The organism is Nakamurella deserti, assembly GCF_003260015.1.
Taxonomy (GTDB): Bacteria; Actinomycetota; Actinomycetes; order Mycobacteriales; family Nakamurellaceae; genus Nakamurella; species Nakamurella deserti.
Genome location: NZ_QCXS01000003.1, coordinates 631,157 through 644,448, shown reverse-complemented (window position 1 = coordinate 644,448; position 13,292 = coordinate 631,157). Strand labels below are relative to the sequence as shown.

At 72.6% G+C, this 13,292-nt stretch carries 10 protein-coding genes and 1 pseudogene; 8 read left to right on the top strand and 3 right to left on the bottom strand.

Going from position 1 to position 13,292, the window contains the following annotated elements; all coding sequences use genetic code 11:
* The first annotated feature begins 73 nt into the window (after positions 1–73).
* The 3 genes from DB033_RS16210 to DB033_RS16200 all read left to right on the top strand — a co-directional run bounded on the left by DB033_RS16210 (position 74) and on the right by DB033_RS16200 (position 4,141).
* The gene (locus DB033_RS16210; protein WP_111767925.1) at positions 74–928 is read left to right on the top strand and encodes a hypothetical protein; all 855 of its coding nucleotides are present in this window, start codon (positions 74–76) and stop codon (positions 926–928) included.
* A gap of 126 nt (positions 929–1,054) precedes the next feature.
* Complete coding sequence (locus DB033_RS16205; RefSeq protein ID WP_205843952.1) at positions 1,055–1,330, top strand: HNH endonuclease; 276 nt, start codon at positions 1,055–1,057, stop codon at positions 1,328–1,330.
* Positions 1,331–1,702: 372 nt separating this feature from the next.
* On the top strand, positions 1,703–4,141 hold the full coding sequence (locus tag DB033_RS16200) for a sensor domain-containing diguanylate cyclase (protein WP_111767923.1): 2,439 nt from the start codon (positions 1,703–1,705) through the stop codon (positions 4,139–4,141).
* Positions 4,142–4,198: 57 nt separating this feature from the next.
* Here the strand turns inward: DB033_RS16200 and DB033_RS16195 are convergent, their stop codons facing one another.
* Complete coding sequence (locus tag DB033_RS16195; protein ID WP_205843951.1) at positions 4,199–6,463, bottom strand: bifunctional lysylphosphatidylglycerol flippase/synthetase MprF; 2,265 nt, start codon at positions 6,461–6,463, stop codon at positions 4,199–4,201.
* A gap of 551 nt (positions 6,464–7,014) precedes the next feature.
* Here DB033_RS16195 and DB033_RS16190 point away from each other — a divergent pair.
* The 4 genes and pseudogenes from DB033_RS16190 (at position 7,015) to DB033_RS21165 (ending at position 10,092) form a co-directional block, all read left to right on the top strand.
* A complete protein-coding gene (locus DB033_RS16190; RefSeq protein ID WP_111768381.1) occupies positions 7,015–7,764 on the top strand; it encodes a prolipoprotein diacylglyceryl transferase in 750 nt (249 codons plus the stop codon).
* A complete protein-coding gene (locus DB033_RS16185) occupies positions 7,761–8,078 on the top strand; it encodes a hypothetical protein (protein WP_111767922.1) in 318 nt (105 codons plus the stop codon). The genes DB033_RS16190 and DB033_RS16185 overlap by 4 nt, the downstream gene beginning before the upstream one ends.
* A 32-nt stretch (positions 8,079–8,110) precedes the next feature.
* Positions 8,111–9,712 (top strand): annotated as a pseudogene (locus DB033_RS16180) (radical SAM protein).
* On the top strand, positions 9,709–10,092 hold the full coding sequence (locus DB033_RS21165) for a hypothetical protein (protein ID WP_205843948.1): 384 nt from the start codon (positions 9,709–9,711) through the stop codon (positions 10,090–10,092). Before DB033_RS16180 ends, DB033_RS21165 begins: the two are co-directional and overlap by 4 nt.
* A gap of 12 nt (positions 10,093–10,104) precedes the next feature.
* On the opposite strand, the gene DB033_RS16170 is transcribed toward DB033_RS21165, so the two are convergent.
* Positions 10,105–11,397, bottom strand: a complete 1,293-nt coding sequence (locus DB033_RS16170) for an amidase (protein WP_111768379.1) — start codon at positions 11,395–11,397, stop codon at positions 10,105–10,107.
* Positions 11,398–11,678: 281 nt separating this feature from the next.
* Between DB033_RS16170 and DB033_RS16165 the strand changes: the two genes are divergently transcribed.
* Positions 11,679–12,086, top strand: a complete 408-nt coding sequence (locus DB033_RS16165) for a hypothetical protein (protein WP_157970734.1) — start codon at positions 11,679–11,681, stop codon at positions 12,084–12,086.
* 43 nt (positions 12,087–12,129) lie between these two features.
* Here the strand turns inward: DB033_RS16165 and DB033_RS16160 are convergent, their stop codons facing one another.
* Positions 12,130–12,750, bottom strand: coding sequence for a hypothetical protein (locus DB033_RS16160; RefSeq protein ID WP_111767920.1), 621 nt, complete (start codon positions 12,748–12,750; stop codon positions 12,130–12,132).
* Positions 12,751–13,292: the final 542 nt, after the last annotated feature.

The following is a 13,292-nucleotide window of genomic DNA, read 5'->3' as shown; positions in this document are numbered from 1 at the left end:
GGGAGGCGTCCGTGTCCGCACGGCGCACCGGACAGCACCCGGACGGCAGCGGGACGGCAGTGGGAGGACAGCGATGACGCACGGCGACGACCCCCGGCCGGATCCGTGGCGCAAGGAGACCGACGCGCCCACCGCGGCGACGCCGTCGGCACCGGGTCCGTGGCCCGCTCCGCCGTACCCGTCGACACCGCCCGGACCGCCGCCGGCCTGGTCGGGCCCACCGCCGGTGGACCCGGACGCGCCGGCCTGGGCGCGGCAGGCCCACGCCCAGGGCGCCTACGACGCGCCGCCCGCCGGCCACGTGCAGCCGATGTTCCCGCCGACCGCCCAGCAGCATCCGTACCAGCAGCCGGGATACCTGCCGCCCGGATACCGGCCCGCACCGCCGCCCGGTGCGTACGGCCCCCCGCCCGGCGGCTACCCGCCCGGCGCCTACCCGCCCGGCGCGTACCCGCCGGGCGCCGTACCCGCCGGCTACCCGGGGTACCCGCCACCCCGCGGACCGGTGAAGCCCGGGGTGGTCACCGGCGCCGCCGTGCTCGCCTTCGTCCAGGCCGGCCTGCTCGTCATCGCGGGCATCATCACCCTCGCCGGGGCGTCGGTGCTGTCCGACCTCGATCTGCGGGTGGAGCGCGGTGCGACCGGGACACTGACGGCGATGGGGGTGCTCACCCTGATCGCGGCCGGGCTGCTGATCGCCGGTGGCGTCACCATCCACAACCACCGGCCGCAGCTGCTGTACGTGGGCTGCGGGCTGTCGCTGGTGCTCTCGGTCTGGTGGGCGGTGAGCTTCGGCGTCCTCACCTTCGACGCGACCTGGCCGTTGATCCTGGCGGCGCTGCCGATCATCGCGCTGGCCCTGGCGCTGGCCCCGACCGCACGGGCCTGGGCCCGCGCGGGGGCGGGGGCGGGGGCGGGTCCACGCTGACCGCTGGGTAGCAGGACAGGAGTGACCTCCGACCCGCGGCAACCGGTCCGGCGCGACCGCCTCGAACAGGCCGTCGCCCGGGACGGGAACCGGTGCTTCTGGTGCCGCCGGCCGTTCGGGAGGCTCGTGACACCGACGACGGACCACCTGATCCCCAAGCTGCGCGGTGGTCCGAGCTGGCTGACCAACGAGGTCGCCGCCTGCCGGCGCTGCAACGCCGACCGTGGCCATCAGGCGCCGTCGGACTGGCTGGCCGAGTGCGAGGGCCGCGGCTGGGAGCCCGACCGGTCCGCCACCCGGGCCCTGCTCGTCGCCCTCGACGCCGAGCTGCGGGTCCGCGGCGGACACCGCGCCGCCCGGACCGCCGTCGACGCGCAGCTGCGGCGACTTCCGCCGGGGTGACGGCGGTGTGCCCCGTGACCCCGTCGCACTCGGGTGGCCCGGCTGCGCCCGGACACCGCGCCGCCCGGACCGCCGTGGACGCGCAGCTGCGGCGGTTACCGCCGGGGTGACGGCGGTGCGCCCCGTGACCCCGTCACACTCGGGTGGCCCGGCTGCGCCCCGGACACCGCGCCGCCCGGACCGCCGTCGACGCGCAGCTGCGGCGACTACCGCCGGGTTGACGGCGGTGCGCCCCGTCACGCCGTGCCCCGTGGGACGCGGGTGGCCCGCAGGATCCGCGGCGGATGGCGAGCGGAGACCCACCATGTGTGGTGAGCTGTGCGACTGGCGGTGGATCGTGCTGAGGTCCCGGGGGACGGCGGAAGTGGGTCGATGGTGTTGCGAGCGGGGTCGGACGGGGCGGAGGGCTTCCCGACGACCCCGGAGCGCGGGCACCTGAACCGTTCCGTCACCGGTGCCGACGGTGTCACCGACGGTGCGGCCGCCCTCCCGGACCCGCGCACCACCGGTCCCACGGCCGCTGATGACGGCAGGCCGGCCGTGGACGACGCCGAGGCGGCCCGACTGGCCGTGCTCGCACGGTACGAGCCCGCCACCATCGCCGCGGCGCCCGCGTTCGAGGGCCTGGTGCGGCTCGCCGCCGACCTCTGCAACACCCCGATGGCCCTGATCAGCGTGGTCGACGCCGACACCCAGCGGTACCTGTCGGTGTTCGGTGTCGACCCGCCGCCGCTGCGGCGCTCGGAGAGCTTCTGCGGCCACGAGCTCGCCGCGGGTGAGACCCTCGTGGTGCCCGACGCCCGCCGCGACCCGCGGTTCGCCGCGCACCGCGTCGTCGTCGGCCCGCCCGCCGTCCGGTTCTACGCGGGCGTACCGCTGGTCGCCCCCGAGGGGTACGTGCTCGGCCGCCTCAGCGTGCTGTCCACCGAGCCGGGCACGCTCACCGCGCGGCAGGAACAGCAGCTCGTGACGCTCGCCGCCGAGGTGATGGCCCAGCTGACCCTGCACCGCCGGACGGCCGAGCTCGCCGCCGAGGTGACCGCGCGGCGCGCGTCCGAGGCCGCGCTGGCCGCTCAGGAGCAGCTGCTGCAGGGCGTGCTCGCCAACCCCGACGTCGTCACCTACGCCCGCGACCTCCACGGCCGGTTCCTGATGGCCAACGACGCGATGCACGAACTGCTCGCCGCCGACTCCGGGAGCCTGCGCGGCCGGCACTACTTCGACGTGCTGCCGGACTCGTTGGTCGGGGAGTACCGGGACGGCCGGCGGACCTTCGACGTCGAGGAGCAGCCCTCCGTGATGCACCTGCCGGTGCTGCATCCCGACGGCCGGTCGCTGGTGTTCCGGGTCGCGAAGTTCCCGCTCCGCGACGCCGCCGGCGACGTCTACGGGATGGTGCTCAACGGTGTGGACGTCACCGAGCAGCTCGCCGCGGTGGAGGCCGTGCGGGAGTCGGAGCGCCGCTGGCACGCGCTGTTCGCCGGGTCGCCGGTGGGTATCGGGGTGCTCGACGGGGACGGCGTGCTGCAGGCCGTCAACGACGCGCTGTGCCGGCTGTTCGACCGGCCGGAGACCGAACTGCTCGGCCGCCGACCGCAGGATTTCACCGACCGCCCCACGGACACCGACCCTGCCGAGGGCTCCGCCGGGACCGCATTCCCGGCCGGGGGCTCGACCACCGCGGAACGGCGCCTGGTGCTGCCGGACGGACGGATCCGGTGGGCGTGGGTGTCCACCGCGCCGACGCCCGGTCCGGCGGACGAGGTCTGGACGCTGGCCCACATGCAGGACATCACGGCGCAGGTCGCCACCCAGCAGGCCGTACGCGACTCCGAGGCGAACCTCACCGCGGTGGCCGAGGTGATGCAGATGATCCAGACCGGTGGCGACGCCCGGCAGACGATCGTCGAGTCCGGCCGGGACCTGGCCCACGCGGCCGGCGCCGGCCTGCTGGAGCCGGCGGCCGACGGTTCCGCGCTGGTCATGAGCGCGTCGACCCGCCCGGACCTCGTCGGGACCGAGATCGCCCTCGCCGGGGCCTCCGCGTCGGCGCAGGCGTTCCTCAGCGGGCTGCCCGTGCTGCGCGAGGCCGAGCACCGCCAGGACACGCTGACCCCGACGCTGCAGCGACTGCTGCGGCCGGGCTCGCTGTGCGCCCTCCCGGTGCGGTCCGGCGACCGGGTGACCGCGGTCCTCACGGTGAACTGGGACGACCGGGTGGACGGACTGGGGGACCGACGGATCCGGGCGATCGCGTTGCTCGCCGACCAGGCCGGTGTGGCCCTGCGGCAGGTGGCCCTGCTCGGCGAGCTCGAGCAGCTGGCACTGACCGACACGCTGACCGGGCTGCCCAACCGGCGCAGCTGGGACCAGACCCTGGACGCGCTGCTGCACGGAATGGCCGCCGACGGCCGTCCACTGAGCGTCGCCCTCGTGGACCTGGATCACTTCAAGCGGTACAACGACACCTTCGGGCACGCCGCCGGCGACGCCTTCCTCCGCGTGTTCGCCGCGCACGCCGACGGAGTGTTGCGGTCGGCGGACACGGTCGCCCGCTGGGGTGGCGAGGAGTTCGCGGTGGCGCTGCCGGACTGCCGGGGCCGCGCGGCGGCGGAGGTGCTGGAGCGGATCCGTCAGGGCGTTCCCGACGGGCAGACGTGCAGCGTCGGCTACGCGACCTGGGACGGCACCGAGACGGCCGCGGAGCTGATGGCCCGGGTGGACGGCGCGCTGTACGCGGCCAAGGGCGCCGGTCGGGACCGCATCGAGCCGGCCGCACCCCGGACACCACCGGAGCCGGCGGAGTCCTGAACGGGACCGGCCACGGGTCCCGGGGGCGGGACCCGCGGCCGGTGGCCATCGGGATGCTCAGTGCTTGACGACGGCCAGCATGTCCCCGACGCCGGCGGTCGGCAGGTACGCCCGGGTGATGGCGATACCGATGCGGGGCAGGTCGGCGTCGTCGCGGTAGGCCATGTAGATCGGCGACAGCCGCGGCTGGAACTTTGCCTTGAACTGGTGCAGTGAGCGGAAGCCGTACACCGGCTCGAGTTGCGCGCCGAGACTGTCCATCAGCTTCTCGATGGCCGTGTCGGGCGCCGCGTCGTTGTCCGAGCGCGCCAGCGGTGCGCCGGACAGCGACACGAACTCCGCACCCTCGGCCTTGAAGAACAGGCAGGACGAGGCGATGAGGAACTCCATGGCGGCCCGGTAGCTGCCCTCGGGGCCGCGGCGCATCAGGTCCAGCGTCCAGCCGCGCACGACGCCGCCCTCGCCGTACACCGGCATCCACGAGGTGACCCCGTGCACGGTGCCCGCGGCGTCCACCGCGAGCCCGACCCGCACCTCCGGGTCCAGCGCCTCGGTGAGACCGCCCAGGGTGAAACCCATCTCCGGCAGCTTCTTCTCGCCCAGCCACTCGGCCGAGATGTTCTCCACCTTGTTGACCATCGACCACGGCTCGTCGGCCAGCGTCACCATCCGGAACGAGATGCCCTCCTTGGGCGCCTTGTTCAGCGCGGTGCGGATGTCCTGCCACTTCTTGCCCTTGAACTCCAGGGTCGGCAGGTCGATGAGGTTGTCCTCGGCGACCTGGACGCTGTGCCAGCCGAGGGCGTCGGTGACCGCGGTGGTCCGCTCGGTGCAGGAGAACATGTACGGGATGATCCCGGCTTTGTCGCAGGCGGCGATGAACGCCTTCAGGGTGTCCGCGGTCGCCTCCCGCGGGCCGACCGGATCGCCCAGGGCCACCGCGACGCCGGCGTGGCGGCGGTAGGCGACGTAGCTCTCGCCGTCGGCGGTGACCAGCTGGCGGTTCTCCGGCCAGGTCGTCATCCACGAGATGGTGTCGCCGCCCCAGCGCCGCAGCAGCTCCTTGGCCTTCTCCGGCTGGTTGCTGGCGGTGGCCAGCCGGCGCCTGCTGCGGCGCGGGACCCGGAACGAGTCGCGGAACACGATGAGCAGCACCAGCAGCAGCAACGAGAACACCATGTTCGCGACGAACTGGCCCGGGTCGTCGACCTGCAGGGTGATGTCGGAGGCGAACCAGGAGATGACGGCGAAGACCCCGACCACGACGCCGAACAGGACGGTGACGCCCTGCAGCAGGACCTGCAGCCACCACGCCCAGCGGTAGCCGCGGCGGATGCCGTTGGCGACGAGCAGCGTGATCACCAGCAGGATGACCAGCACCCACCAGGCGTCGGACTCGTCGTCGGTGGGACCGAACGGGGTGAGCCGGTCGGGCAGCACGGTGCTCAGCAGCTGGGACACCGCCGACACCGCGACCAGCGCGAACGCCAGCTGGCGGACCTCGAAGCGGGTCGGCAGCGCGCGGGCCCGCAGTCCGTGCCGCCCGGCGAGGCGGGTGGAGAACGGCATCGACAGCAGCACCGCGATGCTGTGCTCGGCGTCGGCCATCTGCCCGATGAACAGCACGGAGTACAGCACGTAGACCCAGATCAGCAGTCGCAGCCGCAGCCGCCACGGGGGCCGCACGGTGGCGCTGGCGACCGAGATCGCGGCCATCATGCCGGCGGAGAACCCGACGTCGGTCTCGGTGGAGCGCTGGGCCGCCCAGTCCCACCCGGAGTCGCGGAAGACCCGGAACAGCAGGGCGGTGAGCAGCACCGCGACGATCTGACCGCCGACGGTGATGACGACGGTGCGCACGGTGCCCAGCCGCGTCTCGGCGAAGCCCGTGATCACGGCGAACGCGCCCGCCACGAAGATGTAGTAGACGGGGATCAGCGCGAAGAAGTTGCCGGTGATCAGGGTGTACCAGCGGCCCTCCTGGAACGCCGGCAGGCCGTAGCCGACGACGTCGAACCAGGACTTCTGCTCGACGGACTCCCACAGGGTGCCCAGGACGACCGACAGCACCAGCGTGACGAGGACGTAGGCGGTGGTGAACGGCGCCTTGGCGGCCATCCGGAGGAGCCAGGGACGCTGCTTCGGCTCGACGGGGGCGACGGTGCCGGTCGCGGCGCTGCTGCCCGCGGCGGGTGTCGCCGGAGCCCCGGCGGCGGAGGCCGGCGGGCCGGCTGCGGGCTGGGGCTTCGCGACCGCACGGGCGGGCGCGGGTGTCGACCCCGCGGGGGCGGGAGGCGCGGTCTCCGGGGTGGCGTTCGGCATCTGTGTGGATGCCGGTGCCGGTGCCTCCGAGGTGGTGGCAGTCGCCGTGTCCCTCGTCGCCGCGGGTGCCGGCGCTCCGGACCGGCCCGGGGCGCCGGCACCCGAGTGCGCGGTGGTCGCACCACCCCCGGGCGCCGACGTCGTGGCCGGTGAGGCGTACGCCTCCGGCGGCGAGGTGCCCCCCGGCGGCGCTACCAGCGGATCGTTCTCCGTCATCGTGCTGTTCCCACCCTCGTCGGTTCAAGATGGCACCGAGCCCGCGCACCTGAAGCGAAGTGTAGGGTGGCGCGCCGCCGTGTCCAGGGACCTGTGTCGCCCCGTGAAACATCGTTGCGTATCCGTCAGCTCACCGTCAGTGATTCGCCATCGGTCAGGGTGGCGCAGGGCGCGAACAGTCGACGGGGCTGCGGCGGACCGGTGGGTCGGCGCGGTGCGGCGGTCGCGGGTTCGGTGCGATCGGGGCCCTCCCTGTGTGCCCCGGTGTCGGCAGACGGTGTGGACACGTCCTGCCCGGCCCACGCGTCCGGGTCTACATTGACCGCGTGATCGACATGCCGTGGGCGGGTGACGCGCGCGTCCACGGCCTGTTCACCGGCCTGGGCATCGCCGCCGCGCTCGCCTGGTTCGCCGTGGAGCTCCGGCGCCGCCGCCTGGACGATCCGCGGCTGTGGACACTGGCGGGTTTCGCGGTGACCTTCGGCGCCATCGGGTCCCGAGTGCTGACGTGGGACGTCAGCGCCCGGGTCTCCCTGCTCGACTGGTGGGTCGAGGGCAACCGCAGCATCCTCGCCGGCCTCGTCGGTGCCTACGCCGGTGTCCTGCTGGGGAAGCGGCTCACCGGATACCGCCCGTCCACCGGCGATCTGTTCGCGCCGGCCGTCGCGCTCGCGCTGGCCATCGGACGCATCGGCTGCCTGCTCACCGAGAATCCCGGCACCCCGACCGGCGGCGGCTGGGGCATCGTCCTCACCCCGGACCAGGCGGCACTGCTCGGCGCCACTCCCGGGGTCGCGCTGCACCCGTCGTTCGCCTACGAGATCGTCTTCCACGTCGCCGCTCTCGCCCTGCTGTGGCACTTCCGGGACCGTGGGCCGCGACCGGGCGACCTCTTCGTCTGCTGGGTCGCCGCGTACGCACTGTTCCGCTTCGGGGTCGAGTTCGTCCGCGGCAACGACCTGCGGTGGCTCGGTCTGAGCGGTCCCCAGTGGTTCCTGTTGATCATGCTGCCCCTGCTGGCGCGCAAGGTCTGGCGCGTCGCCGCCGCCCGCGTCCCGGCCGAACCGGAAGGACGGACCGCATGACCGACCCGCCACCGATGGGTCCGGTGGACCCACCGCCTCCACCGGAGCTCCGCGGCTCGCGCCGTCTGGGGATCATCCTCGGCGTCGTCTACGTCGCGGTCGTGGTGTCGGTCAACCTGTTCACCCCGGTGCTGCAGACGACCGGCGGCATGCTGCTGCTCGTCCCGCTGGTGGTGCTGGTGGTCGCCGCGGTCGTGCTGGTGGCCATCCCACGGACGGCGGGTCTCGGGTCCGGTCTGCTGCTGGGGTTCGGCATCGCGCTGCTGGTCGGTGCGGGGGTCTGCGTCGCCCTGGTCGCCGGGTTGAACCGGTGAGGGCACCGCGGCCGGCGCCCGGATCCGCGTCGATCGGCCCCGGCCAGCCGCTGCGCGGCGACCGCCTGCACCGCTACGTCACCGCCTTCTGCCCGCTCTGCCACGAGACCGACCCGCCGCTCGCGCAGGTCCGGCGACTGTCGGGCGTGCTCACGGTGCGCGACGACCGGGTGTGGCTGGAACGCGGCTGCCCCGACCACGGCCTGGTGCGCACGCTGTACGACGAGTCGCCCGAGATCCTGCGCTACCTGGAGAAGTGGCAGGCCCCCACCAAGCAGCACGTCCCCGACGAGGCCGGCAACTTCCGTCCGGTGCCGGAGGCCTAGGCCCACGGGCTGCCCGCGATGCAGACCCAGCACACGTGCATCCTGCTCGAGGACGTGATCGAGCACTGCAACCTGCGCTGCCCGACGTGCTTCACCTCGTCCGGTCCGCAGCTGCAGGGCGTCGCGCCGCCGGCGGAGATCCTGGCCAACGTGGACGCCCGGCTCGCCCGGGAGAACGGGCGCCTGGACGTACTGATGCTGTCGGGTGGGGAGCCCACGCTGTACCCCGACCTCGCCGGCCTCCTCGACGAGCTCGTGGCCCGGCCGATCGTGCGGATCATGGTCAACACCAACGGGCTCCGGATCGCCGCCGACGACGCGCTGCTCGCCCTGCTGGCGAAGCACCGCTCCCGGGTCGAGGTGTACCTGCAGTACGACGGGCCGTCGCCGCGCGCCTCCGTGCACCACCGCGGCGCCGACCTGACCCGGTTCAAAGACGCGGCGATCGCCCGGCTCTCGGACGCGGGCGTGTTCACCACGTTGACGATGACCGCGACGCTCGGGGTCAACGACGGTGAGATCGGCGCCGTGGTGATGCGCGCCCTGGAGACGCCCTACGTCGGTGGGGTCGCCCTCCAGCCGGTGTTCGCGTCCGGACGTGGGCACGGCATCGACCCGCTGGACCGGCTGACCCACGGCGGGGTGCTGTCGCGGCTGGCGGAGCAGACCGGCGGGGTGGTGGCGTGGCACGACCTCACGGCGCTGCCGTGCTCGCACCCGCACTGCGCGTCGGTGGGGTACATGCTCAGGGACGACGCCGGGACCTGGCGGTCGCTGACCGCGCTGGTCGGCCACGACCGGCTGCTGTCGTGGCTGGAGATCGACCCCGATGCGCTGGCCAACCGGATCGTCGATCCCGGGCTCAGCGCCGACCTGCGGTCGGTGGTGAAGTCGTCGCTGCTGGATCTGCTGAGCGAGCAGTCGTCGCTGTCGCACCCGCGGACCGCCGACCTGTGGAAGACCATCTGCAGCGCCTGTGATCTCGGGATCGGCACCCTCACGACGCTCGCGACGGGTGCGCTGCCGGGTCAGCAGCACCGGCTGCGGCGGCTGCTCGCCGAGCGGGTCACCCGGATCACCGTCAAACCGTTCATGGACATCTCGACGATGATCGAGGAGCGGCTGACCCAGTGCTGCGTGCACGTCGGGACCAGGAGCGACGAGGGGCGGCAGCAGTGCGCGCCGTTCTGTGCGGTGCAGGCGTGGCCCGCGCTCGGCCGGCAGCGGTTGAGCGCGGCGACGGGACAGGCGTTGCCGCCGACGGGGCGACGGCGGCTGCCGCTGACGTCGGCGGGTGAGGTGTCGTGACCGCCGAGTCGGACGCCCGGCGGATCGCGGCCGGGGCGCCGCCGTCGGCGTCGGTGCCCCGGGCTCTGTCGGCTTCCGGGGACCGCCCGGCCGGGTCGGAGCCGGGGCTCCTCCCGGCTCCGGGGGAGGTCCCGGCCGGGTCGGCGCCGTACGACCCGCTGCGGCTGTGCGTCTACGCGACGATCGCGCTGATCGGCTGGCTGACCGGGCCGGTCGCGCTGGTCGTGTTCGCGGTGCTCGGCCTCGTCGGCTACGGCAGGGCCTGGCGGGCGGGGCTGCGGCGGTCCCGGTGCGTGCTCCGCGACACCCGGCTGGTGCTGGCGTATCTCGGCGTACTCGTCGCCGCGGGGGTGTGGGGGATCTGGGCCTGGCTGACCTGATCGTGGTGCTGGTCAGGCGCGGCGGACCTGTGGCGGCGGGGCCAGCCGGGGCCACGGTCGGGCGCGCTCCAGCTGCGCCGCGAGTGCGAGGAGCAGGCTCTCCGCACCCGGACGCCCGACGAGCTGCACGGCCAGCGGCATCCCGGTGTCGTCCGGTCCCGCCGGCACCGTCACCGCCGGCCATCCGGCCAGGTTCCACGGTGCGGCGAACGGGGCGTAGGTCGCGTTGCTCCAGACGTTGGCGAACCATCCACGGTGCCGCCAGTCGACGGCGTCGATCGGTGTCCGGGCCAGCGCGGGCGTCACCAGGACGTCCACGGTGTCGAAGAGCCGGTGCGCGCGCGCCTGCCACCGTTGCCGGCCGCGGGGACGGGGCAGCCCGGCGGCGAGGGCGACCCTGCCGAGGCGGGCGTGGCGCCGTACCGGGGCGTCGAGCCGGGACCGGTCGGCAAGCAACCGGGCGTCGAGCTCGGTGGCGGCGGTCCACCGGACGATCCCGCGGAGGCCGAGGGCCTGTCCGTAGGACGGATCCGCGGTGGTGACCCGGTGTCCCAGTCGGCGCAGGATCGCCCCGGTGTCGGTCGCTGCGGCGGCCCACCGCGGGTCGACGCGGACGGTGGCGAGGGGTGGCCGGGTCGACACCGCGATGCGGACGCTGCCGGGGTCGTCGACGACGGCCAGGTCGGGGCGGTCGGCCAGCACGGACAGCATCAGCGCGGTGTCGACGACGGTGGTGGCGAGGACGCCGTTCTCGGCCATGTCGAACCAGGAGTTGGCGCCGATGTCGGCGGGCACCACGCCCAGGCCCGGCTTGAACCCGACCAGACCGCAGCAGGCGGCGGGGATGCGGATCGAGCCCATCCCGTCGTTGCCGTGGGCGACGGTGACCATGCCGGACGCCACCGCGGCGGCCGAGCCGCCCGAGGAGCCGCCCGGGGTGAGTCGCGGGTTCCAGGGATTGCGGGTGAGGCCGAACGCCGAGTCGGTGGTGCCGAAGACGCACAGCTCAGGACAGCGGGTGAGCCCGACGACGACGGCGCCCGCATTTCTCAGCCGTTGCACGACCACGTGATCGGTGGTCTGCGGCGACGGGTCGGAGCCGAGGGTGCCGTCGCGCATCGGTTCTCCGGCGACCGGGATGTTGTCCTTGACGGCGATGGGTACGCCCGCCAGCGGTAGCCGGCTGCGGTCCGGGTGCGCATCCACCAGATCCGCTTCGGCCAGTGCCGTCTCCCGCCGCACGACCTGGAACGCGCCGATCGTGGCGTCGGTCGCCTCGATGGTGGCGAGCGCCCGCTCTGCCATGAGTCGAGCCGTCGCGGTTCCGTCCTGGACCTCGCGGACGATGTCCACGGCGGTGGCGTCGGCTCGGAGCTGAGGTGTCTGCAGAAGGCGGTCGGGGTCGCGGTCGCTCGGATGCACGGGATCGCTCCCTTCACGTCCGCAGCCACCCACGGACACGTCGACGTTGACAGTTGCACCCTAGGAGCCGGAACGACCGTGCGCTGGTCTCGTCTCGCGAAGCGAGCTCGGAACCGATGGTCCGATCCCTCGCCTTCGACAGATCCTGGTACTACTATCTGCCCATGTCAGCCGCGGTGCCGCAGCCTGACGACCCGCCGGTGTCGGTCGTCCCGGTCAACACGGGCGAGCCCATGGAGAAGTGCGGCAGATCCACGTTCGGCGTCATCACCTTCGCCCTCGCTGTGCTCGTGTTCCTCGTCGAACCCGCCCTAGCGGGCTTGGTCAACACCGAGCGGTTCCTCGGTCAGGCGTCCACGATCTCGGGCACGGTGATGGGCATCCAGTTGCCCGCCGTCCTCGTGGTGCTGGCGCTCGCGATCACCGCGGCGGTGCGACGGAGGGGCACCAGCTGGGCGGTGGCGGCCATCGCCGTCTCCCTGGTCGGCAACAGCCTGTTCCTCGCGGGTGTCCGCTATCTTTTCCAGCTCGTGTTCACGGGGATCTACGGCACGCCGACAGTCGGCTACTGAGCCACGCTCGCAGCAGGTCGCCGCCGGGTTCCGAGCCATGATGTCATCGGCCTGTCGGCGTCTCACGAGGAGTGAGAACCACGCTGATGCCCTCTGTTCTTACTGTCTCGTCGGAGATCCATCCGAAGACGCGGCACAGCTGCTTCCAGTCGTAGGAATTGCAGAAGAACGGCGGGAACGTTTCGGCCGTGCTCGCCACCACCACTCCGAGGCGGTTCCGGGCAGTGACCGCAAGGTGCCGGAAACCGTCGGGGTCGATGTCCAGGGTGAGTTGCGCGGTGTGCTGTCGATCCGGGCTCTGCCGACGGGGTGATGCGAAATGGGCGACGACGTCGCGGTCCAGGCAGTATTGGTGAGCGTCATGAAGGGGCCGCTCGTCCCAACCGCGAACCCGGGCCAGACCGAGCATGTTCCGATGGAGCCAGTCCAGGTACGCCGGCCCTCGTCGATCAGGGGCGAGTAGGACCAGTTCGGCGTCGATCTGCGCCTTTCCGCCGTCACTGAAGCCGAAATTATCCATTGGCTCTTCGGGATCGATGAGGAAGGAGTCGGCGACGACGACGTCGTCCGGTGAGTGGATCGCGTGCGGGATCGGCCGTTCAGCGGTCAGGAAGATCCGGGTCCACGATGAGGTGGCTGCGATCCTCGTCTCGGAGGCATGCAACGCATGCGTTTACAGGGTGAAGACCGGCGAGCACTGTTGCGCGAAGAGCCGCGTGAGTGGAGGTTCCGCGTCGTTCCACGATCTGGCGTCCACGAAGACCATCCGCCGGCATCGCACTCTGCTCACCGCGAGGACGCTATCGCTCGCGGCGTCGGGACGTGGACCCTTCTCGGCAAAACAGCACAAAGGCCCTGCTCCGTCTCCTCGCGGAGAGAACCAGGGCCTTGTGTGGTCGGGGTGACAGGATTTGAACCTGCGACCTCTTCGTCCCGAACGACAATAAGGGGCGTTCTCGACCGGCGGGAACGACCTCGTAAAGGCCCTTGAACTGCGCATATGATCACAACGCATCGTTGGGCCTCAGGTACCCTGGACACGTTTTGTGACCAAATTGTGTCCAGAAGCCATATACGCGCATACATCTAGCAGACATTTTCGGACTCTCTTCTGGCGGTCGAGCCGGGCGCGGTTCCGGCGTCGTATCTGAGACCGGCACCGAGTGGATGGGCCCGTCATGCCCGTCTGGCGAGACCCTTTTAGCG